Genomic DNA, 21069 nt, shown 5'->3' with positions numbered 1-21069 from the left:
CAGCCAACACATAAGCCTCCCCAGTACTGTCAGGAACTCCCACCACCAGGAATGGAAAGCGGCACCTAACCATCGGAGCCTCACCATGTCTCGCCCATACACTCGCTTTCGTCCCAGGTTCAGCCTGCTGACCGCCGGCATCCTCGGGCTGTGCGCCCAACAGGTCGCCCAGGCCGAAGACACCCCGTCACGTCCGTCGGCGGCCAGTGACACCGCCCTGCAAACCGTGGTGGTCACCGGTGCCCGGGACAGCGGTCGCACCGTGGCCAAGAGCCTGGCGCCGATCGATGTGATCAGCGCCGACGACCTCGCCCGTTCAGGCAAACAGAACCTGCGCGACGCCCTGGCCGCCAGCGTGCCGTCCTATACCAATGCCGCAGGCTTTACCGGCGGCACCGGGTTGTCGGTCAAGTCCGCGACCTTGCGCGGCCTGGGTGGCAACCATGTGCTGGTGCTGGTCAACGGCAAACGCCGCCACAATACGTCGCTGATCTTTGTGCAGACCGCCGCCACCTCAAGCGGCCAGTCACCCGCCGACCTCGACCTGATTCCCATCGCTGCCGTGGACCACGTGGAAGTGCTGCGCGACGGCGCGGCGGCGCAATACGGTTCGGACGCGATTGCCGGGGTGATCAACATCATCCTCAAGACCAACCGCTCCGGCGGCAGCGGCAGTGCCCTCTATGGGCAGTACGCCAACCGTGTGGGCGGCAAGGGCAATTTCGGTGCGCGGGGCCAGGGTCAGATCAACCAGGGCTTCGAGCTGCCCAATGACGGCTTTTTCAGCCTCAGCGCCGATATCGGCCTCCAGGAAAGCTCCAACGTGGCCGGCGCCGTGCCGGATCGCACCAGCATCTATTTCCGCCAGAACGGCCAGCCCGACCCGCGCGAAACCAGCGAAAGCCGCTACCGCCAGCAACTGGGCCAACCTCGTTCGCAAACCTATAACTTCGGCTACAACGCCGAACTGCCGCTGAACGAGGACTACACGCTGTACTCGTTCTCCACCCTCAGCCACCGCAACTCCACCAGTTGGGGCACTTACCGCACCGCCAACTCGCCGCAGAACATTGTCTCGGTGTACCCGGACGGTTTCTCGCCGCGTTTCGTCGTGGAAGAAGACGACTTCCAAAGTGTGTTCGGCGTGCGCAACGACGACCTGCTGGGCTGGGCTTGGGACCTGAGCAGCAGCTACGGCTACAACAACGCCAACACCCGCAACGAACGTTCGCTAAACCCGTCCCTGGGACCAAACAGCCCTCAGGATATGGACGGCGGCAACCTGATCGCCAGCCAATGGACCAATAACCTCGACCTGACCCGTGCGTTCGATACCGGGCTGTTTGCCAAGCCGCTGAACGTGTCGACCGGCCTTGAATTCCGCCGCGATGGGTTCGAGATCCAGGCCGGCGAATACGCCTCTTATGCCGATGGCGGCTACGTGTTCCCCACCGGCAGCCCACTCGCCGGCCAGCGCCCCAACCCCGGCGCGCCAGGGTTGGTGGGTTTCACCCCGGCCGACGCGCACAACTACTCACGCACCAACACCGCAGGCTACGTCGACTTCAGCCAAAGCCTGACCGATCAATGGGATGTGAGCCTGGCCGGGCGCTTCGAGCACTACAGTGATTTCGGCGACACCGGCAGTGGCAAGTTCTCCACGCGTTACGCGTTCACCCCGCAATTCGCCGTGCGCGGCACCGTGAGCAACGGCTTCCGCGCGCCGTCCCTGCAACAGCAGTTCTATTCGTCGTCGCTGACGGCGTGGCGCACCAGCCCGATTACCGGGCAACTGGAACAGGCCACCACCCGCTACGTCACGGTCAACGACGCGGCCGGCCAGGCCCTGGGCGCCAAGGAACTCAAACCTGAGCGCTCGATGAACTACAGCCTCGGGTTTGTCGCCACGCCCACCGAGAACCTCGACATCACCGTCGACATGTACCAGATCGACATCAAGGATCGCATCCTGCAGACCAGTAACCTGCAAGGCACGGCGGTCTCCAACGTGCTGGCCGCCCAGGGCCTGAACCCGAACCAGATCGTCTCGTACTTCGGCAACCTGGCCGATACCCGCACCCGTGGCATCGACCTGGTGGCCGACTACCGCTATGACCTGGGCCGCTACGGCAAGACCAAATGGACCCTGCTCAGCAACCAGAGCCTGCAAACCATCGAGAAGATCAAGGAGCCCGCAGCACTGGCCGGCACTGGTGTCAGCGTGATGGGCCGTGACCGCCAGGGCAACCTGACCTCGGCCTACCCGAAAAACACCACGTCGCTGAATGTCGCCTGGCAACTGGGGGATTTTGAGGTGAATCTCAAGGAAACCCGCTATTCCAAGGTCACCGGGCGCAACCAGATTTCCGCCAGTCGCGATGAGGTGATCCGCCCTGCATTCATCACTGACTTGAGCCTGGGCTACTGGCTGAGCGACGCGGTGAAAGTCACCGTCGGCGGCGAAAACATCTTCGACCGTCGCCCCCAGCAACTGAATGACGAGGCCAAGCGCTTCTACTTCTTCCCCACCGACAACCCGACCTATAGCTGGTACTCGCCCTATGGCCTGGAAGGCGCCTACTACTTCGCTAAAGTCGACGTGAGCTGGTGATGACGAACTTCGAACGCCCGCAGGCGACCTTCGACCAACGCCTGTACCGCAAACTGGCGTGGCGGATCATGCCGTTCCTGTTCCTGTGCTTCGTGCTCAACTGGCTGGACCGGGTCAACATCAGCTTTGCGCATTTGCAGTTCAAGACCGACCTGAACATCAGCGACGCGACGTTCGGCATCATCGTCGGCGTGTTTTCCATCGGTTACCTGCTGTTCGAGATCCCGAGCAACCTGCTGCTGGAAAAGATCGGCGCGAAAAAAACCATGATGCGCATCATGGTGCTGTGGGGGCTGGTGACCATCGCCACCGCGTTTGCCCAGACCCCGGCGCAGTTCTATGTGCTGCGGGTGTTGCTGGGCGCCGCCGAAGCCGGGTTCTTTCCGGGGGTGATCCTGTACCTCACCTACTGGTTCCCGGCCAGCCACCGCGCGCGTATCACCTCGCGTTTCATCATGGCGATTGCGGTGTGCGGGATCATCGGCGGGCCGCTGTCGACTTCGATCATGGCGCACTGCGCCGGTATCGGCGGGTTTACCGGCTGGCAATGGCTATTCGTGATCACCGGCATACCGCCGGTGCTCGCCGGGCTGTTCGCTTGGTACTGGCTGGACGACAAACCGGCCTCGGCCAAGTGGCTGAGCGACGATGAAAAACACGCCATCGAGCAAGCCCTGGCGCGTGAACGGCTACAGCGCAAACCCGGCGGGCATACGCGCTTCGTCGAGGCATTGAAGGACCGCAAGGTGTGGTTTATCACCCTGGCCTACTGCCTGACCATCATGTGCACCGGCAACGTCACCAATATCTGGGCACCGTCGATCATTCGCGATTCGGGCGTGAGCAACCTTGGGCAACTGGGCTTGCTCTCGGCTTTGCCCTATGTGGTCGGCGTGTGCGTGATGCTGTGGGCGTGCCGCCATTCGGATGTGAATCAGGAGCGGCGCTGGCACTTCGCGCTGGGCGGCCTCACGGCGGCGCTGGCAATGCTGGTGCTGCCCAACTTTCTGTTCAGCCCGTACTCGGCAATCGCCGTATTGACCCTGATGACCAGCGGCTACCTGGTGGCCACGGCGATTTTCTGGACCATCCCCACGTATTACCTGTCGGACCACGCCAAGGCCGCAGGCCTGGCGCTGGTCAACTGCTGCGGGCAGATCAGCAGCCTGCTGACGCCCATCATGATCGGTGCGATCAAGACCTCCACCGGCAGCATCAGCCTGGCGCTTTATATCGTGGCGGCGCTGGTGGCCTGCGGCACCTTGATCCTGTTGCTCGGCGTACCGCGTAGTGCTCTGCGCGACGCTTCCTGACCTCTTTGATGGACCTTTCCATGACCGATTACCTTGCCCTCGCCCACCAACTCGCCGCGCAGATCCAACCCGGTGCCGCCGACCGCGACGCCGGCAGAATCCTGCCTTATGCGCAGCTCGACCTGATCCGCGAATCCGGCCTGGGCGCCGCCCGGGTCCCCACTGAGCTGGGCGGCGGCGACGTCAGCCAACTGCAGGTGGCACAGATTTTCATCACCCTGGCCAAGGCCGATCCGAGTGTGGCCCAGGCGCTGTTTCCGCATTTCGCCACGGTCGAGCACCTGCGCCTGATCGCCAACCCCGAACAGCAGCGTGAGTACCTCGGTGCCTTTGCCGAGCGCCAGTTGTCATCTGGCGCGATTGCCGAACGCAGCGGCACCTTTCGCGGTGAAATCCACACGCGCCTGGAGCGTCGCGGCGATCAACTGGTGCTCAATGGCAGCAAGTTCTACAGCACCGGTTGCCTGTTTGCCGACCTGCTGAAGATCCAGGCCGTGGACGAGGCCGGCAACGCGATCTACGTGATGCTGCCCGCCGACACTGCGGGCATTACGCTGCTGGATGATTGGGACGGCATGGGCCAGCGCGTCACCGCCAGCGGCAGTACCCTGCTGGAAAATGTGCCGGTGCGCCCCGAGCAAGTGATCCCGTTGGCGCAGTGGTATCAACGCCGCAACTATGTCGGCGCGAGTGCGCAATTGATCCACTGTGCCCTCGATGTCGGCATCGGCCTGGCGGCCTTGGATGACGCGGTAGCGTGGGCGCGCACGGGCTCGCGACCGGTGCGCGAAAGTGGCGTGGACCAGGCGCGCCACGACCCGTACATCCTGCACACCCTCGGTGATCTGGCCGCGCGCATCCATGGCGCCGAAGCGCTGGTGGAGAAAGCCGCCGGGGCGGTCGACCTGGCCGCGCGCACGCAGTTGCAGGGGTTGGCGCAGGGTGAGGAACTGGAAGCTATTTTGGTCAAGTCCTCGATTGCCGTGGCCGAAGCCAAGATCGCCTCAACCCGCGCCGCCCTCTTCGTGTGTGAGCGCCTGTATGAAGTCGGCGGCGCGGCTACCACCCAGTCGCGCTACAACTTCGACCGGCACTGGCGTAACGCACGCACCCACACCACTCATGACGCCCTGGCGTACAAGTACAAGGCAATTGGCGATTATTTGCTGAACGCGAAAGCACCGCCGATTGCGTTTACTTATTGAGCCCTGGATATGTTGAAGCTACCGATTTCCCTGCTGCTTCTGTCCGGTTCCGTGTCGGCCGCCGAGCCTTGGGACGACCTGGACGCGCAGATCAGCCAGGCATTGCCCGGCGTGATAGAGCTGCGTCACGCGATTCACCAACAACCCGAGCTGGGCAATCGCGAGTTCCACACCGGCGAGCGCATCGCCCAACGCCTACGGGAACTGGGGCTAGAGGTGCAGACCGGTATCGCGCATACCGGGGTGATCGGCATTCTGCGCGGCGGCAAACCCGGCCCGGTGGTCGCCATCCGCGCCGAAATGGACGCCCTGCCACTCATCGAACAGACCGGCCTGCCCTACGCCTCGACAGTGCGCAGCAAAGATGAGGGCGGTGATTTTCGCAGCCGCGGCAAAGAGGTCGGCGTGATGCATGCCTGTGGTCACGACGCGCATATGGCGATGGCGCTAGGGGTTGCCGAGGTGTTGGCGGCCCATCGCGAGCAGTTGCCGGGCACGCTCAAGCTGATTTTCCAGCCGGCCGAGGAAGGCCCGCCGCTGGGCGAACAAGGTGGCGCGCAATTGATGATCAAGGAAGGCGCGCTGCAAAATCCGGCGCCAGCGGTCATTTTCGGCATCCACGTAACGGCGGGCACGGCGGGGACTTTCACGCTCAGCCGGCAACGCACCACGGCGGCAGCCGACACCTTTGTTGCGCGCATCATCGGCCGCCAGACCCATGCAGCCTTCCCGTGGACCGGCATCGACCCTGTGCCCGTCGCCGCCCAGGTGATCCTGGCCTGGCAGACCATTCCCAGCCGCCAATCCAACCTCAGCCTGTTGCCGGCTCCGGTAATTTCCGTGGGCCGTATCGAAGCCGGTGACCGCCACAACATCATCCCCGCCGAAGTGCGCCTGGAAGGTTCGATTCGCACCGTCAGCGATGAACAGCGTGAGGACGTATTGCAGCGCATGACCCGCACCGCCGAGCACATCGCCGAAGCCTCGGGGGCCACCGCCCAAGTGGACTACCTACCGGGGAATTACCGCGTTGGCTACAACAACACTGCACTGGTTGACCGGTTGATGCCGGTACTGCAACAGGTGTCGACCACACCCGTGCGGATCGACAACGGCACTTACGGCGCCGATGACTTCGCCGAATACGCCCGCCAGATTCCGGGGATTTTCATGCGTATGGGCGTGACACCGCCCGCGCTGGAGGGCAAAACCGTGTGGCCTACCCATTCGCCGGGCTTCCAGGTGGGTGACCCGAGCCTGGCGGTGGGGATCCGGGCGCTGAGTCGGATGACGTTGAGCTACATGATTGACGCTCCTCGGTCCTAGTGAAAAAACGGATCAACCCCACTTCACAACCACGCCGACCTCTACCGACTCGGCACCTCGCTGCTCAAGCGAAAGCGACAGCAGCGCAGTGACTGTACCGATTTGCACCCTCTGCGACAGGCGCCGACAGGGTATTTATATTGGTGAGGGCATATCCGCCTCATTGACCTAAGGTGTCGGCGGTGGCAGGCATGCCTATCATCGCGACCATCCAAAAATGGGTCATAAGCATATGAATTTATAATTAGTGGTTCATTCCTAAATTGCTGCTAGTTTAATTAGCGAAAGACGTCATTGTTCCTGCTGGCCAACAGAGCGGGTCATGTTTCACGGGATGAAAGTTGCACGCGGACTTCAAGGGATTAAAGTCTTCTCAGCATTCGCTACATGGCCACTGGGAAATCGCTATATCTGTTGTAAGTCCATTGACATGGATTGATAAACGGTACCTGACATGACGGCTACGCTGAATTACTCGTTTTCAAAAATTGCGCCTACGGCGCCACAGCCCCTGGATATATTCGAGCTTAAAGAATCTAACGTTCGCTCTTATTGCCGGGACTTCACCGCCACCTTCCATACCGCCGAAGGCTCAACCTTGACCAGTGAGCAAGGCCAGGTATTCATTGATTTTTTCAGTGGTGCAGGAGCCTTGAACTACGGGCATAACAACCCGGTCTTGAAGGCAGCACTGCTCGATTACATCGGTAACAATGGCATCACCCATGGCTTGGATTTCAAGACCACTGCCAAGAAAGCCTTCCTCACAACGTTCGAAGAGCAGATCCTGGCACCGCGTAACCTGCACTACAAAGTGCAGTTTCCCGGCCCCACTGGCACCAACGCGGTGGAGGCCGCCATCAAACTGGCCCGCAAGTACACCGGGCGCCAGAATGTCGTGGCGTTCACAAACGCGTTCCATGGCATGTCCCTGGGCAGCCTCGCCCTGACCAGCAACCCGCGTAAACGCGCAGGGGCCGGCGTCAGTTTGAACAACGTGACGTTCATGCCCTATGACCGGTACTTCGGCGACGGTGTGGACACCTCGTTGTACCTGGCCAACATGCTGCGCAGCGGCAGCGGGGTCGACAAACCGGCGGCTATCGTACTAGAGACGGTGCAGGGCGAAGGCGGCGTGAACAGCGCTTCCGCCGCCTGGGTACGAGCCGTGCAAGCCATCGCCCATGAGCATGACGTTCTGCTGATCATTGACGATATCCAGGCCGGCTGTGGTCGCACCGGCGAGTTCTTCAGCTTCGAAGCACTGGGTGTCACCCCGGATATCGTGACCTTATCCAAATCGATCAGCGGTTATGGCTTGCCCATGTCCCTCGTCTTGTTGGCTCCCCATCTGGATGTCTGGGAGCCGGGAGAGCACAACGGCACATTTCGCGGCAACAACCTGGCATTCGTCACGGGCAAGGCGGTGATCGATCACTACTGGAGCAACGCGGGTTTTACCCAGGTGCTCAGGGACAAGGCAGAACAGTTGCATCAGGGGTTGCAGGAGTTATCCCTGGGCTTTGCCGCCAAGGCACCTAACCGTCTCAAAGGGAGGGGGTTCTTCAGGGGCATAGAGTTTGACGACTCGGCCCTAGCGCAAAAAATTGCAGCGCAGGCCTATGCTGGCGGGCTCATCATTGAAACCTCCGGCATCGACAATCAGGTACTCAAGTTCCTCCCGGCGTTAACGATCACTCCCGTGCAGATCACCCAAGGCTTGCACATACTCAAGCAAGCCTTTGCCGAGGTGACCGCGCCATGAGCGATCCGATCATCACCCGGCACGCGTCCCTAGACGACGCCGCGGCCATCGCGCCGTTGCTGGACAAATACCGCGAGTTCTATGGCGAAGCACCCGACTTGGCCCGCTCCCTGGCATTTATTCAACAGCGCTTCTTTCTGGGCGAGTCAATAATCATCGTGGCGCAAGTTAACAATGAAGTCATTGGGTTTACGCAACTCTTCCCCAGCTTTTCAAGTGTCACACTGGAGCGTCTGTGGATACTAAATGACTTATATGTCGAAGCCTCCAAACGCAGTACGGGGGTGGGCCTAGCGTTATTGAATGCTGCAAAAGCGTTCGCCCAGACAACCGGGGCCAAACAGTTATTTATTGAAGGCGCGGACGACAACCCTAAGGCACGCAACTTATACACGCGCTTCGGGTTTATCGAAAACACCGCGTACCACTATTACCATCTTCCATTGAAGCCAATCCAGGGATAGGAGCTTTTCCATGTCAGACACTGTTTTCGATATCGTGGGTATTGGTTTCGGCCCCTCAAACCTGGCGCTGGCTATAGGATTGGAAGAGTCAGCTTCTGCGCTGACCTATCGCTTTCTGGACGCCAAGCCAACGCCGGACTGGCAGGATGAAATGCTGCTCAGCGGCTCGGACATCCAGAACAACCCGTTGCGGGACCTGGTCACGCCGCGCAACCCGCGCAGCCGCTATGGCTTCGTCAATTACCTGAAAGAAACTGGCCGCCTGTTCGACTACCTCAACCTACCGCTGACATACCCGCTACGGCGCGAGTATGCGCAATACATCAAATGGGTTGCCGGGCATTTTCTCGGCAGTGTCGAATCCTCGGCGTTCGCCCAACGTGTCGAGCCGTTGCTGTTACAGGGCGAGCATGTATGGAAGGTCACCTATAACAATCAGCGGGTCATTTACGGGCGCAGCCTGGTATTGGGTACCGGGCGCACGGCGAATATCCCGGCGGTTTTCGACGGCCTGTCCGGCCCGCAGGTGTTCCACCTTAATCACTACCTTGAACGCATCAATAGGTTGCCATCGAACGTGCAGCGCATCGGTGTAGTCGGCTCCAGCCAAAGCGCCGTGGAGATTGTGCTCGACCTGACCGCCAGGTTTCCGGACAAGGAAATCTACTCGCTGCACCGCAGCTTCAGTTTCCGACTCAAGGACACCAGCCCGTTCAGCGACAAGGTGTATTTCCCGGAGTTCATCGACTACTACTTCAACCTGCCGCCAGAGGCCAAGGCGCGGGTGGATAAGCAATTGCGAGGCACCAACTACAGCTCGGCTGATGAAGACGTGATCAATGCGCTGTACGTGCGCATCCATGAGGAAAAGTTGCAGGGTAAGCAGCGCATCCACATCCTCAACAATATTGCCATCGAGCAGGCGCAGGTTAATGCCTCAGGGCATGTGCAGTTGGCGCTCAAGGAGGTCAATCAACTCACGCACTCGACCCTTGAGCTGGATGCACTGGTGCTTGCCACCGGGTTCAAGGACATTGCCGCCAAGGAAAATGGCGAGTTGTATCCGCCGTTACTGGCGCCTTATCACCGTCGGTTTCGCGCCGATGCGCACGGCGCGCTCGTGGTGAATCGCGATTACAGCCTGACCTCTTTGGATGATCTGCCCACGGTGTTCCTCAACGGTCTATGCGAAAGCTCCCATGGCCTGGGGGACGCCGGTTCATTCAGCCTGATTTCGTTGCGGGTGGAACACATTCTCTCGGCCCTGGAGGCACAGTTGGCGCAGGTCGAGGCTCCGGCGCACGCATTGGCCTGAATCAGCCCCGGTAGCAGCCCCGCGGGCTGCTGCTTCACACAAGGAGGTCACATGTTTACAGCAGCATTGATTTACATACTGGCGGTGATAAGTCCCGGGCCGAATTTCATCATCGTCAGCCGGTTCTCTTCATTAGGGTCGGTCACTACCGGCCTTGGTGCGACCTTGGGGATCTGCACCGTAGGCGTATTCTTCTCGACCATTTCCTTGCTGGGCCTGGCGGCATTGCTGCATCAGTACCCGGCCTTTTCCAAGGTCGCCACCCTGTGTGGTTCAGCGTACCTGCTGTACATCGCCTACAGCATCATCAAAAGCGTGCTGGCAAAAAACACCGGTACTGCCGAAAGCACCACACCTGGCGTCACCAGCTTCGCCAAGGCGTATCGCGTGGGGGTCATCACTAACATCAGCAACATGAAAACCATCGCCTTCATGATCAGCATCTACGCCGGCTTTCTTTCTTCGCCACGTACCGACCTCGAAAAGGTACTGGTGGTAATGTTGTGCTCTACCTTGGAAGTCATCTGGTACTCCCTGGTCTCGCTGCTCTTCGGCCAAGGCCCGATCAAGGCGCTGTTTCTCAAATACACCCGCCAGATCGATGTGGGATTGGCTGTATTTCTGGTGGCGTTCTCCCTCAACAACGCGATTCCCGTGTTGATTGCCAGTCGATGAGGCCGTGTCATGGAATGGAACGATCTGCTCAAGGACGTGAGCGCGCGCTTCAAATACCGCAGTTGGCTGCTGATCGACCTACCCCGCGATCGCTTACCACTGAACTGCCCAATACCGAACTTGTCGAGCAATTGCGAAGCCACCTTGATCCTCGACTGCGGCCTTGAAGATATCTTCCCCATCATCGATGCTTTGGGCCTGGGGGTAAGCTACGCAGCCTCGTTACAAGCGACAAGGCGCCGGATTGAAGCTTTAGTGGCAGCGCCACCGGAGGCGATGGCTTTTCACGATTTCAGATGGGCGTGTTGATACCGGTCCACGAAAAAGCCCCAGGTCAGCGAAAAGCCGGAATCGCCGGTCATTCCGGTAGGACTAAATCCAGCATAGCGTGATGTCGCCAAACAGCTGATTCCCGGGCGGCTGGTCCAAACGCTAAAGCGGCCAATTTTCAGGATAAAACGTGTACGTAAAACGAGGTTTCCACACCTGCCTAGTGGCTATCAAGGACGAAAGATAAAGCCAGTTCGTTCACCGAGCGTCGTCGGGCAGCGACGGTACTGGCTGCTGGGCAAGCGTATTTAACAGGCATTGAGTAGAGCTTGCTGTTCAGTTTTAAGCGCTCCGTACCAGACTCGTCAAAACAGCCCCAAGCGGTTTGGAGTTGATACAGTTCCCACGTTTAACGCTGAGATGGATCTCATGTATTTATACCTCATACGGCACGGGGAAACCTGGGCCAATGCCGAACAGCGCTACCTCGGTTCGCTTGATCCAGGGCTGATCGAGCTGGGGCGGCAGCAGGCTGAAGCTCTCAGTCGAGATAATGGCGTGTTTCCGAGAACGGGATGTCGGGGTTTTTGAGGGTTTGACTCAAGCTGAGGCAAGAGCGTTGGCTAACTAGGATGAGATCTAATCGAATATGCCTAACACTCTCTCCAATACCGATTTCATGCAGCTTGCTCTTGCCCAAGGGCGTTTAGCCTTACCTGAGTGCCTTCCAAACCCGCCAGTAGGTTGCGTACTGGTACAGGACAACATGGTGATTAGCCAAGGCTATACGCAGGCACCGGGGTTCCATCACGCGGAAGCGATGGCGTTAAGCCGATTAACGAATGAATGCTCCGCAGTGACTGCTTTTGTCACGCTTGAGCCATGCTCCTTTCATGGTCGAACGCCGTCATGTGCTCTGGCACTGATAAACAGCGGAGTCGAGACAGTGTTTGTTGGGTTGCTTGATCCCGATCCGAGAAACTCGGGAGCAGGCATAAGGATGCTGCGCGATGCAGGCATTACAGTCATTGTCGGCTTATTGGCGGAGGAAGCTGCTGAGGACTTAGCTGATTTTTTGGTAAGCAAACCGCTTGGATCGTCGGATCGCAATGATCAGTAAATCGTTGACCCAAGTGCCGATCTAAAATTGACACACTTTACTTCGGCTTCAGCTTCTTGGCGCGCCTGCTTTCGGTGCGCGCAGGGGTTGATGTTTTCGGCCAATAGCTCGCGCGCTTCGTCACGACGCTCACGTGCGTGTTTCAGGCTAACGTCAGGATACGCCCCAAAGGACATGCGTTGCTGGCGCCCTTCCCAATAGTAGCGGAACAGCCACAGCTTACCGCCCGCTTTGGTCACCCAGAGGGATAGACCGTCGAAGTCGCCGAGGGTGTAGTTTTTACCAATAGTTCGAGCATGCCGAACGGTGAATTCTGAGAGAGGCATGGCGAGCTCCTGTTGGAGAGTCAACACCCGATGCTCGTCTGGAGGCCCGAGGGAGCCAGTTACAATACGGACTCGAACGGGCCCGTCTGTTGTACTTAATCCTGTCCTTGTTCGTACCGGATTACCCTGGTTTCCAGTGGTTTTCCGCAGAAACGAAAAAAGACGCCGAAGCGTCTATTTCGTGGACCCCAGCGTCCAGTGGACATCTGTGGATCAAATTTTGGAGCGGGAAACGAGACTCGAACTCGCGACCCCGACCTTGGCAAGGTCGTGCTCTACCAACTGAGCTATTCCCGCGTCTTGGTGATGCGCATTCTATAGAATTATCAGAACCCGTCAACCCCTTGATTCAAAAAAGTTTTATTTCTTTTCAACGGTGGTGCGCAGATGCGGCCAGGCGGCGCGCAGATACTGGAGCATGGACCACAAGGTCAGGCCGGCGGCGATGAGCAGCAGGGCGTAGCCCAGCAGGACCCAGAAGGTGAAGTCCGACGGGTTGGCCAGCAGGATGACCAACGCGAGCATCTGCGCGGCGGTTTTCCATTTGCCCATGTTGGAGACGGCGACGTGGGCGCGGGCACCGATTTCGGCCATCCATTCGCGCAGGGCCGAAACCACTATCTCACGGCCGATGATCACGGCGGCCGGCAGGGTCAGCCACAGGTTGCCGTGTTCCTGCACCAGCAGGACCAGCGCAACGGCCACCATGAGTTTGTCGGCCACCGGGTCGAGGAACGCGCCGAAGGGCGTGCTCTGTTCCAGGCGGCGGGCCAGGTAGCCGTCGAGCCAGTCGGTGGCGGCCGCAAACGCGAACACCGAACTGGAAGCCATATAGCTCCATTCGTACGGCAAATAAAACAACAGAATAAAAATCGGAATAAGCAGGACGCGTAGAACGGTGATCAGATTAGGGATATTCATCGGCACAACTGGCTACGAGGTGGAAAGGCATTCTATTCGCTATGCAGATTCGCATAAATCAACTCAGCGAGCTTTTTACTGATACCGGGTGCTTTGGCTATTTCGTCAATGCTGGCACGGGACAGCTCCTGCAAGCCACCAAAATGTTTAAGCAAGTCGCGACGCCGTGTCGGCCCAACGCCCGCCACCCCTTCCAGGGTTGAGGTTCGCCGGGTTTTGCCGCGCCGGGCACGGTGGCCGGTAATTGCGAAACGGTGGGCTTCATCGCGGATCTGTTGGATCAGGTGCAGCGCCGGTGAGTCGCCCTTCAAGGTGAACTCATGGGCGGCATCATTCAAGTACAACGTCTCGAAACCGGCCTTGCGCGTGGCGCCCTTGGCCACGCCTAGCAGGATCAGGTCGGGCACCGCCAGTTCGTTGAGCACGTCGCGGGCCATGGACAGCTGGCCCTTGCCGCCGTCCACCAACAGGATATCCGGCAACTTGCCTTCGCCGTCCTTCAGCTTGCTGAAGCGCCGCGTCAGGGCCTGGTGCATGGCGGCATAGTCATCGCCGGCAGTGACGCCTTCGATGTTATAGCGCCGGTAATCGGATTTGATCGGCCCTTCCGGCCCGAACACCACGCAGGACGCCACGGTGGCCTCGCCGCTGGAGTGACTGATGTCGTAGCACTCCAGGCGCTGGGGCGGTTCGTCCAGGTTGAGGACTTCGGCCAGGGCGTCAAAGCGTGCGGCGACGTGCTGTCGATTTGCCAGACGTGCGCCCAGGGCCTGTTCGGCATTGGTCACTGCCAGTTGCTGCCAACGTGCGCGGGTGCCGCGTACGCGGTGGCTGATGTCCAGCTCGCGGCCGCGCAGCTCGTGGATCGCCTCGATCAGCGTGGGAAAGTCTTCGTGCACCACGTTGACGATCAGTTCCGACGGCAAGTCGCGCTCGGGGCTGCTGACGTAATACTGGCCGAGGAACGCGGCCATGACTTCGGCCACTTCTTCGTCAATACCGGTCTGCGGAAAGAAATTCTTGCTGCCCAACACCCGCCCGCCCCGCACGCTGATCAGGTGCACACAGGCGCCGCCCGGATTGACGAAGGCCGCGATGACGTCCACGTCGCCGGTGCCGCCTTCCATGCTCTGCTGATCCTGCACGCGCCGCAGCAAGGAGATCTGGTCACGTAACTCGGCGGCGCGTTCGAAATCCAGGGTGCTGGCAGCCTGCTCCATGGCGCCGGAGAGTTCGTCGGTGAGGGCATTGCTGCGCCCTTCGAGGAACATCACCGAATGGCGCACGTCCTCGGCGTACTCGGCCGGGTCCACCAGGCCCACGCAAGGCGCTTTGCAGCGTTTGATCTGGTATTGCAGGCATGGCCGCGTGCGGTTCTTGTAGAAGCTGTCTTCGCACTGACGCACAAAAAAGGTCTTTTGCAGCAGGCTCAGGCTTTCGCGGATCGCACCGGCGCTGGGATAGGGCCCGAAATACTTGCCCTTCTGCTTCTTCGCCCCCCGGTGAATGCTCAGGCGTGGGAAGTTGCCGTCGGATAAAAACACGTAGGGGTAGGATTTATCATCACGCAGCAGGATGTTATAGGGCGGCCGCCATTCCTTGATCAGCGTCTGCTCGAGCAACAGCGCTTCGGTTTCATTGGCGGTGATGGTGGTTTCGACCTGGGCGATACGCGCCACCAGCGCAGCAGTCTTGGGCGCGAGCCCGCTCTTGCGAAAATAGCTCGCCAGGCGGTTCTTCAGGTTCTTGGCCTTGCCGACATACAGCAGGCGTGCCTCGCTGTCGAACATGCGGTACACGCCGGGGCGGCCACTGCAGGTCGAGAGGAAGGCACTTGGATCAAACGGTGTAGTCATGTCAGGCGCTGGCGTCCACCATGCCGTGGCGCACTGCGAGCAGGGTCAATTCAACATCACTGCTGATGGCGAGCTTCTCGAAAATGCGATAGCGGTAGGTGTTGACGGTCTTGGGCGACAGGCACAGCTTGTCGGAGATCGTCTGCACCTTCTGGCAACCGACGATCATCAAGGCGATCTGGATTTCCCGCTCCGACAACGCATCGAATGGCGAGTCGCTAGTGGGCTGGAAAGACTTGATGGCCAATTGCTGGGCGATCTGCGGGCTGATGTAACGCTGCCCGGCAAATACCAGGCGAATGGCTTGCACCATCTCGGCCAGCCCAGCGCCCTTGGTCAGGTAACCGGCCGCTCCGGCCTGCAACAGGCGTGTCGGAAACGGGTCTTCTTCACACACCGTCACCACGACGACTTTGATATCCGGATGGCTGCGCAACAACTTGGTCGTGGCGCCGAGACCGCCGATACCGGGCATCTTGACGTCCATCAGCACCACATCGGGCTTCAACTCCCGAGCCTTGATCAAGGACTCTTCCCCTGACTCGGCCTGGCCGACTACTTGCAGGCCATCGATGTCAGCCAGCATTCGTGTAATGCCTGTACGAACGAGATCATGGTCATCGACTACTAGCACCCTAATCAAGCAGACACCTCGCGATATGGTCTTATAGGTTGCTGAACACCTTAGCAAAAAACCAAGGCGCAGACCTAGCTGCAAGCGTCATATATATAGAGTTTGAATACACGGGGGCCGCCCGCCGAGAGGCGGACGGCTCTATTTTGCTGGGCAACAGGTCAGGATTCTTGAGGCTGCTGCTTGGCTTTTCCATTAAATGAAACGGAGTGTTCGGCCAAGGTTGACGTCAATCGGCGGATCGCCGCTTGGTCTTCCTTGAACATCGCGCGATAATTACCCAACACTTTCTCCTCAATCTCGCTGAGGTTTTCCAGCTGAATCGGCGTAGCAGTTCCGGTCAACACGTAAAGTACATCTACACCTTTTGCGGCGACTCGGGACAAATAATCGGCCTTGGGCGCACGCCCTCCACTTTCATATTTGCCTTGTGCGTTGGCTTCAACGCCTCCTATTTCACCGAAAACTTTTTGCGACAGGCCAAGTCGCTCTCTTTCTTGCCTCAAACGCGAACCGATTCCACTCATTTGGATGTATGATCCTATTTGGCACACCCCAAGAGGTGACACGCTCATCTCTTAGTTAAACAAACTTGAACGGTTTTGAACTATGCCCGGAATCCGCACTGCTGCACAAGCCAAGGCCTGGCTGGAACATCAAGGAAAGTCAGTTCAAGCGTTCGCCCGTGAGCACGGAGTTGATCCGGCTACCACGTATCAAGTGCTCGCTGGGCGTAAAAAGGGACGGCGTGGAGAGGCCCATAAGGTGGCGGTCCTTTTGGGCATGAAAGAAGGGATCATCCTTGCTGAGGCTGATGGCCAACACAACGTTCAGGAAGTCGTTTCCTGAAGCCAGTATGCGCTTATTAGCATCAACTGCATGGTTTAGGTTCAACGGCAAACACGCTCCATCCGCCAGAAGCAGTCTTCTTCACCCACGATGCTCATCCCACTGCGCTGATAGAGCCTCTTGGCCGGGTTGTTCTTAAACACGGTCAAGCGCAATAAACCCGTCGCCTGCGCCTTGAGCGCCATCTGTTCCAACACCCAACTGCCCGCACCCAGCCCGCGATACGCCTCAAGCATATGCAACTCACGGATATAGAGTGCCCGCCTATCGGCGCTCAGGCTGATAAAGCCCATCACGGTGTCATCGTTGCAGATCAGCCAGTTCTCACGCCCGGCCCAAGCGATGTCGAAGCCCTGGTTGGACCACACCAGCTCGTATTGCAGGTAATAACGGCTCATGGCCGCAAAGGTCAGGCTTCGAGCAAAGGGAAGGTCCTGGTCTGTTGCCGCGCGCAGATTGAACGCCATTCAGACGGCTACCACTTGGCCAGTCCATGGCCCGCCATCGCGACGGGCAATCACCAGCGCATCGCCAATACCGGGCGCCGCGGCCAGTAAGCTGCCATCAACCGCCCAGATCGCGCTGCGGCCGGCGCACACATAGCCACCCGACGGGCCACCATGGTTGGCCATCAGTACCAGCAAGCCATGTTCGGCCGCATAGCCCTGGAGCAACACGCTGTCAGTGGCATAGCCACCTTCGCTGATCAACACGCCGGCGGCGTATACCGTGGCTCCCGCCTCAGCCGCCAGGCGCGGATGGCTGGCATGGGAGAAGTCCGCGCACACCGCCAACGCGATACGCTCGCTCCGCCATTCGAGGGGCGCACCGCCCTGCCCTGCGACAAATGCCCGTTCTTCGCCAGGATGCAAATGCTGCTTGGTGTAGACCACCATTGAGCCATCCGCCCCCAACACCAGCGCGCCGATCAACACACCGGCCTGCGGTGCCAGGCGGATGGGCATCCCCACCACTGCTGTCAGCCGTAGCGCCTGGGCCATCTCCCGCAGCGGCGCCAAGACAGGGTCGTCTGGCGCAATCGCCAACCCGGCCGCCAATGAAGGTTCATACCCGGTCAGCGACAGCTCCGGAAACACCAGCCATTGCACGCCGTGCCGGGCCGCCGCGCCCATGAACGTCAAGTGCCGTTCGATATTGGCCGCAAGGTCTCCGGCGATGGAAATGGATTGAGCAGCAGCAAGGGTCAAAGCAGTCATGGTCGCGTCCAAGCAATCGGTATCAACGTGGGATCAGCATATCTCGACCTATAGCCGTTGGTATCCACGTGCAATAGAAATTAATGATTGAGTCCTCCTGCCCGCCTCTAGTAAGCTCGCCCCATCATTTGGAGACTCACCATGTTGCCACTTACCCACACTCAGGTTTGCCCTGCTGCCAGCGCCCAGCGCTTGGTATCGGCTACCCGTGTGAGCGGTTCGAGCGCACCGGTAAGTTTTTATTTTGGGTATTGGTTTAGCCACTGGCGCGCCTGATACCTGAAATCGGCGGCCACTACTCAAGGGGTCGCCTACCAGAGAAATCTAACCCCCGGTCGGCTCCCCGACCGGGGGTTTTGTTTTTTCAGGCCCCTCTATATTTCGCAGAACACTTAAAGGACACACGACATGAACTACGCCACTTATTACCGCTACGACACTTCCACCGCATGGCGATTTAGCCAGCTCCGCTCGGGACAGCCTGCCGCCTCCGATCGGTCACCTATTGGTGGCAAGCCAACACACGTAGCCAATACGGCCAATTGTCGAACACCCCAGTAGGGCCAGCGCGCGGGAACAGCCCGCCGCTTGCCCAGGAAGCCTTAATATGAACTCTGCCACCGCCGCTTTGCCCGTCTCTGCCCTGACCAGCGCCAATGAAGCCCTGACCCAGCGCCTGCCCAGCTCTCTTGAGCTCAAGCACCAATTGCCTCTCAGCCCGTTCCTCAACGAGCAAGTCCACGCCCATCGCCAAGCCGTGCGCGCCATCCTCAATGGCGAAGATTCACGTTTGCTGGTGATCGTCGGCCCGTGCTCGATCCATGACCCTGAGTCGGCCATGGAATACGCACGCAACCTCAAGAAGCTCGCGCTGGAAGTCAGCGACCAGATGCTGCTGGTGATCCGTGCCTACGTCGAAAAACCGCGCACCACCGTCGGCTGGAAAGGCCTGGCCTACGACCCGCACCTGGACGGCAGTGATGACATGGCCGCCGGCCTCACCCTGTCCCGCCAACTGATGCGCGAAATGCTGCGCCTGGGCTTGCCGGTCGCCACCGAACTGCTGCAACCCATGGCCGCCGGCTACTTCGATGACCTGCTCAGTTGGGTCGCGATTGGCGCGCGCACCACCGAATCGCAGATCCACCGCGAAATGGCCAGCGGCCTGGGCATACCCGTGGGCTTCAAGAACGGTACCGACGGCGGCGTTGCGATTGCGTGTGACGCCATGCGCTCGGCCTCCCATCCGCACCGCCACTTCGGTGTCGACAGCCAGGGCCACCCGGCGATCATTCAGACCCCCGGCAACCCCGACACCCACTTGGTGCTGCGCGGCGGCCACCGAGGGCCGAACTACGATGCGCAGAATGTGGCACAGGTGAAGCAAGATTTGGCCAAGTCAAAGGTGACGGCGAGGATCATGGTCGATTGCAGCCACGCCAACAGTGGCAAGGACCCGCTGCGTCAACCGGCGGTATTCAACGACGTGCTGGAACAGCGCCTGCAAGGCGACACCTCGCTGATCGGCATGATGCTCGAAAGCCACCTGTTCGAAGGCTGCCAACCGTTGAGCGCGTCGATGAAATACGGCGTGTCGGTGACAGACGGCTGCCTGGGCTGGAGCGGCACCGAGCAGTTGTTGCGCAACGCGGCTGAGCGGTTGCGCCAACAACACACCATCATTGACTGATGAAGATCAGAATGTGGGAGCTGGCCTGCGATAGCGGTATATCAGCGACAGACTTGTAGCCTGACACGCCCCATCGCAGGCAAGCCAGCACCCACATTTGCTCAGTGTTCGGCTCAGGGAGTTGGCGCAGCGTTCAAACTATTCGTGACCTGCGGTAAAGAGTCCTTTTCGGATTCGGCGGTTTTTCCGAAGGAACGACGGGCGGATACTCGACTCCACTGTTCACACCCCTTCAGGAGTTACTGATGTCTATCGCTACGCAAAACGTTCCGGCCTTCGGCCTTGGCACCTTCCGTCTGCAAGGTCAGGTGGTGATCGATTCCGTCGCCGCCGGCCTGGAACTGGGCTACCGCGTGATCGACACCGCGCAGATCTACGAGAATGAAGCAGACGTCGGCCAAGCCATCGCCGACAGTGGCGTGCCGCGCGATGAGCTATTTATCACCAGCAAAATCTGGATCGCTAACTTCGCCGAAGGCCAGTTGATTCCGAGCCTGCGTGAAAGCCTGCGCAAACTGAAAACCGACTATCTGGACCTCACCTTGATTCACTGGCCTTCACCCGAAGATCAGGTGCCTGTCGCCGAGTTCATGGGCCAGTTGCTGGAAGCCAAACGCCTGGGCCTGACCCGCCAGATCGGCATCTCCAACTTCACCGTCGACTTGATGAAGCAAGCGATTGCAGCCGTTGGCGCGGAGAACATCGCCACCAACCAGATCGAACTGCATCCCTACCTGCAAAACCGCAAGGTCGTGGACTTCGCCACCGCTAACGGTATCCAGATCACGTCCTACATGACCCTGGCCTACGGCGAAGTGCTCAAAGACCCAGTGATCGAGCAAATCGCCGAACGCCATCAGGCTACTCCCGCGCAAGTGGCGCTGGCTTGGGCGATGCAACTGGGCTATGCGGTCATCCCGTCATCGACCAAACGCGCCAACCTGGAAAGCAACCTCAAGGCCCTGCAACTGACCTTGAGTGCTGCCGACATGGCGCAGATTGCCGAGTTGGAACGCGGCCATCGCCTGACCAGCCCCAAGGGTATCGCCCCACAATGGGACTAAACCCCTGCCGCAGGCGTGCGGGATAATTCGCGCAGCCAGGGCAGCACACGCAGGCCGGTGCTGGACGCGGGAGGGTCGATAATGTCCATGAAGTGTTCGAGGTTGACGCTGTCCGGCACACCGGGCAACCGGACCAGCACCGTCGGCGTCGCCTCGGGAGTTGTTCCCAGGTCCAGGTGATCGTAGACCAGCACGTGATGCGCCTGGGGTTGAGGCTGGCACGTGTGCATCGCGAGCCCCGCGTTGATGATCAGCACATCAAAGGGCTGTGCCGGGATGGCGGTGAGGAGTTGGACCTCTTCAAAGGTTTGCACCGGTACGATCCGGTGATACCCCAACTGGTTAAGCATTTTCTCGATGTACAGCCGCTGTAGGTGTTGTTCATCGGCAATCAGGATGGTCAGTGCTTTGTTTGGCATGGCGAATCCCTGGGCAGGCATCGCTCGTC

Annotated in this window: 22 protein-coding genes and 1 tRNA gene; 14 read left to right on the top strand and 9 right to left on the bottom strand. The window is 59.5% G+C overall.

All coding sequences use genetic code 11. The features are described from left to right. The first annotated feature begins 85 nt into the window (after positions 1-85). The 11 genes from BM403_RS23255 to BM403_RS23205 all read left to right on the top strand — a co-directional run bounded on the left by BM403_RS23255 (position 86) and on the right by BM403_RS23205 (position 12064). On the top strand, positions 86-2611 hold the full coding sequence (locus BM403_RS23255) for a TonB-dependent receptor plug domain-containing protein (RefSeq protein WP_093545068.1): 2526 nt from the start codon (positions 86-88) through the stop codon (positions 2609-2611). Beyond that, complete coding sequence (locus BM403_RS23250; RefSeq protein ID WP_256577198.1) at positions 2611-3924, top strand: MFS transporter; 1314 nt, start codon at positions 2611-2613, stop codon at positions 3922-3924. The genes BM403_RS23255 and BM403_RS23250 overlap by 1 nt, the downstream gene beginning before the upstream one ends. Positions 3925-3944: 20 nt before the next feature. Continuing rightward, positions 3945-5129 carry an acyl-CoA dehydrogenase family protein gene (locus tag BM403_RS23245; RefSeq protein WP_093545062.1) on the top strand — a complete coding sequence of 395 codons (1185 nt, stop codon included), beginning with the start codon at positions 3945-3947 and terminating at the stop codon, positions 5127-5129. Between the two features lie 9 nt (positions 5130-5138). Then, positions 5139-6455 carry an amidohydrolase gene (locus BM403_RS23240; RefSeq protein WP_093545059.1) on the top strand — a complete coding sequence of 439 codons (1317 nt, stop codon included), beginning with the start codon at positions 5139-5141 and terminating at the stop codon, positions 6453-6455. Positions 6456-6966: 511 nt separating this feature from the next. Continuing rightward, positions 6967-8220: a diaminobutyrate--2-oxoglutarate transaminase gene (gene ectB, locus BM403_RS23235; RefSeq protein ID WP_218189867.1), complete on the top strand. Its 1254-nt coding sequence runs from the start codon at positions 6967-6969 to the stop codon at positions 8218-8220. Next, positions 8217-8684: a GNAT family N-acetyltransferase gene (locus BM403_RS23230; RefSeq protein WP_071495048.1), complete on the top strand. Its 468-nt coding sequence runs from the start codon at positions 8217-8219 to the stop codon at positions 8682-8684. The genes ectB and BM403_RS23230 overlap by 4 nt, the downstream gene beginning before the upstream one ends. 10 nt (positions 8685-8694) lie before the next feature. Next, complete coding sequence (locus tag BM403_RS23225; RefSeq protein ID WP_093545053.1) at positions 8695-9999, top strand: SidA/IucD/PvdA family monooxygenase; 1305 nt, start codon at positions 8695-8697, stop codon at positions 9997-9999. A 51-nt stretch (positions 10000-10050) separates the two neighbouring features. Then, positions 10051-10674 (top strand): LysE family translocator, encoded by a 624-nt coding sequence (locus tag BM403_RS23220; RefSeq protein WP_012723429.1) that lies wholly within the window; start codon positions 10051-10053, stop codon positions 10672-10674. Positions 10675-10683: 9 nt separating this feature from the next. Beyond that, positions 10684-10983, top strand: coding sequence for a hypothetical protein (locus BM403_RS23215; RefSeq protein ID WP_043205140.1), 300 nt, complete (start codon positions 10684-10686; stop codon positions 10981-10983). Between the two features lie 381 nt (positions 10984-11364). Further along, positions 11365-11535 carry a histidine phosphatase family protein gene (locus tag BM403_RS23210; RefSeq protein WP_317845851.1) on the top strand — a complete coding sequence of 57 codons (171 nt, stop codon included), beginning with the start codon at positions 11365-11367 and terminating at the stop codon, positions 11533-11535. A gap of 58 nt (positions 11536-11593) precedes the next feature. After that, positions 11594-12064, top strand: a complete 471-nt coding sequence (locus BM403_RS23205) for a bifunctional diaminohydroxyphosphoribosylaminopyrimidine deaminase/5-amino-6-(5-phosphoribosylamino)uracil reductase RibD (protein WP_093545050.1) — start codon at positions 11594-11596, stop codon at positions 12062-12064. On the opposite strand, the gene BM403_RS23200 is transcribed toward BM403_RS23205, so the two are convergent. The 6 genes from BM403_RS23200 to BM403_RS23175 all read right to left on the bottom strand — a co-directional run bounded on the left by BM403_RS23200 (position 12058) and on the right by BM403_RS23175 (position 16328). Continuing rightward, positions 12058-12390: an Arm DNA-binding domain-containing protein gene (locus tag BM403_RS23200; protein ID WP_093545047.1), complete on the bottom strand. Its 333-nt coding sequence runs from the start codon at positions 12388-12390 to the stop codon at positions 12058-12060. The two genes, BM403_RS23205 and BM403_RS23200, sit on opposite strands and share 7 nt — an antisense overlap. A gap of 221 nt (positions 12391-12611) precedes the next feature. Beyond that, positions 12612-12687 (bottom strand) — tRNA-Gly (locus BM403_RS23195). Positions 12688-12750: 63 nt separating this feature from the next. Then, positions 12751-13311: a CDP-diacylglycerol--glycerol-3-phosphate 3-phosphatidyltransferase gene (gene pgsA, locus BM403_RS23190; protein WP_012723427.1), complete on the bottom strand. Its 561-nt coding sequence runs from the start codon at positions 13309-13311 to the stop codon at positions 12751-12753. A 32-nt stretch (positions 13312-13343) separates the two neighbouring features. Continuing rightward, entirely contained in the window at positions 13344-15167 is a 1824-nt protein-coding gene (gene uvrC, locus BM403_RS23185) for an excinuclease ABC subunit UvrC (RefSeq protein ID WP_093545044.1), read from the bottom strand. A gap of 1 nt (position 15168) precedes the next feature. Further along, positions 15169-15810 (bottom strand): response regulator transcription factor GacA, encoded by a 642-nt coding sequence (uvrY, locus tag BM403_RS23180; RefSeq protein WP_003190387.1) that lies wholly within the window; start codon positions 15808-15810, stop codon positions 15169-15171. Positions 15811-15962: 152 nt separating this feature from the next. After that, on the bottom strand, positions 15963-16328 hold the full coding sequence (locus tag BM403_RS23175) for a helix-turn-helix domain-containing protein (RefSeq protein WP_012723425.1): 366 nt from the start codon (positions 16326-16328) through the stop codon (positions 15963-15965). 82 nt (positions 16329-16410) lie between these two features. Between BM403_RS23175 and BM403_RS23170 the strand changes: the two genes are divergently transcribed. Beyond that, a complete protein-coding gene (locus BM403_RS23170; protein ID WP_080567175.1) occupies positions 16411-16650 on the top strand; it encodes a DNA-binding protein in 240 nt (79 codons plus the stop codon). 41 nt (positions 16651-16691) lie between these two features. On the opposite strand, the gene BM403_RS23165 is transcribed toward BM403_RS23170, so the two are convergent. Beyond that, a complete protein-coding gene (locus tag BM403_RS23165) occupies positions 16692-17117 on the bottom strand; it encodes a GNAT family N-acetyltransferase (RefSeq protein ID WP_012723423.1) in 426 nt (141 codons plus the stop codon). Then, complete coding sequence (locus BM403_RS23160) at positions 17118-17867, bottom strand: carbon-nitrogen hydrolase family protein (protein ID WP_093545041.1); 750 nt, start codon at positions 17865-17867, stop codon at positions 17118-17120. A 607-nt stretch (positions 17868-18474) separates the two neighbouring features. Here BM403_RS23160 and BM403_RS23155 point away from each other — a divergent pair. Together BM403_RS23155 and dkgB are read left to right on the top strand one after the other, a co-directional pair. Next, complete coding sequence (locus tag BM403_RS23155) at positions 18475-19557, top strand: 3-deoxy-7-phosphoheptulonate synthase (RefSeq protein WP_093545038.1); 1083 nt, start codon at positions 18475-18477, stop codon at positions 19555-19557. A 245-nt stretch (positions 19558-19802) separates the two neighbouring features. Next, entirely contained in the window at positions 19803-20621 is an 819-nt protein-coding gene (gene dkgB / locus BM403_RS23150; protein ID WP_093545034.1) for a 2,5-didehydrogluconate reductase DkgB, read from the top strand. Here the strand turns inward: dkgB and BM403_RS23145 are convergent. Then, a complete protein-coding gene (locus BM403_RS23145; protein ID WP_093545252.1) occupies positions 20618-21040 on the bottom strand; it encodes an ANTAR domain-containing protein in 423 nt (140 codons plus the stop codon). The two genes, dkgB and BM403_RS23145, sit on opposite strands and share 4 nt — an antisense overlap. Between the last annotated feature and the right edge of the window lie 29 nt (positions 21041-21069).

It is taken from the genome of Pseudomonas sp. OV546 (assembly GCF_900116845.1).
Lineage (GTDB): Bacteria > Pseudomonadota > Gammaproteobacteria > Pseudomonadales > Pseudomonadaceae > Aquipseudomonas > Aquipseudomonas petroselini.
Note: the sequence above shows the minus strand (reverse complement) of the source record. Positions and strands in the feature narration are given on the sequence as shown.

Bases quoted from the DNA above. Each gene is read 5' to 3' on its own strand.
- uvrC (WP_093545044.1), bottom strand. From the start codon at position 15,167: ATGACTACACCGTTTGATCCAAGTGCCTTCCTCTCGACCTGCAGTGGC.
- BM403_RS23160 (WP_093545041.1), bottom strand. From the start codon at position 17,867: ATGACTGCTTTGACCCTTGCTGCTGCTCAATCCATTTCCATCGCCGGA.
- BM403_RS23225 (WP_093545053.1), top strand. From the start codon at position 8,695: ATGTCAGACACTGTTTTCGATATCGTGGGTATTGGTTTCGGCCCCTCA.
- BM403_RS23200 (WP_093545047.1), bottom strand. From the start codon at position 12,390: ATGCCTCTCTCAGAATTCACCGTTCGGCATGCTCGAACTATTGGTAAA.
- BM403_RS23245 (WP_093545062.1), top strand. From the start codon at position 3,945: ATGACCGATTACCTTGCCCTCGCCCACCAACTCGCCGCGCAGATCCAA.
- BM403_RS23255 (WP_093545068.1), top strand. From the start codon at position 86: ATGTCTCGCCCATACACTCGCTTTCGTCCCAGGTTCAGCCTGCTGACC.
- pgsA (WP_012723427.1), bottom strand. From the start codon at position 13,311: ATGAATATCCCTAATCTGATCACCGTTCTACGCGTCCTGCTTATTCCG.
- dkgB (WP_093545034.1), top strand. From the start codon at position 19,803: ATGTCTATCGCTACGCAAAACGTTCCGGCCTTCGGCCTTGGCACCTTC.
- BM403_RS23250 (WP_256577198.1), top strand. From the start codon at position 2,611: ATGACGAACTTCGAACGCCCGCAGGCGACCTTCGACCAACGCCTGTAC.
- BM403_RS23230 (WP_071495048.1), top strand. From the start codon at position 8,217: ATGAGCGATCCGATCATCACCCGGCACGCGTCCCTAGACGACGCCGCG.
- BM403_RS23165 (WP_012723423.1), bottom strand. From the start codon at position 17,117: ATGGCGTTCAATCTGCGCGCGGCAACAGACCAGGACCTTCCCTTTGCT.
- BM403_RS23205 (WP_093545050.1), top strand. From the start codon at position 11,594: ATGCCTAACACTCTCTCCAATACCGATTTCATGCAGCTTGCTCTTGCC.
- BM403_RS23170 (WP_080567175.1), top strand. From the start codon at position 16,411: ATGCCCGGAATCCGCACTGCTGCACAAGCCAAGGCCTGGCTGGAACAT.
- BM403_RS23145 (WP_093545252.1), bottom strand. From the start codon at position 21,040: ATGCCAAACAAAGCACTGACCATCCTGATTGCCGATGAACAACACCTA.
- BM403_RS23215 (WP_043205140.1), top strand. From the start codon at position 10,684: ATGGAATGGAACGATCTGCTCAAGGACGTGAGCGCGCGCTTCAAATAC.
- BM403_RS23175 (WP_012723425.1), bottom strand. From the start codon at position 16,328: ATGAGTGGAATCGGTTCGCGTTTGAGGCAAGAAAGAGAGCGACTTGGC.
- BM403_RS23240 (WP_093545059.1), top strand. From the start codon at position 5,139: ATGTTGAAGCTACCGATTTCCCTGCTGCTTCTGTCCGGTTCCGTGTCG.
- BM403_RS23210 (WP_317845851.1), top strand. From the start codon at position 11,365: ATGGATCTCATGTATTTATACCTCATACGGCACGGGGAAACCTGGGCC.
- BM403_RS23155 (WP_093545038.1), top strand. From the start codon at position 18,475: ATGAACTCTGCCACCGCCGCTTTGCCCGTCTCTGCCCTGACCAGCGCC.
- BM403_RS23220 (WP_012723429.1), top strand. From the start codon at position 10,051: ATGTTTACAGCAGCATTGATTTACATACTGGCGGTGATAAGTCCCGGG.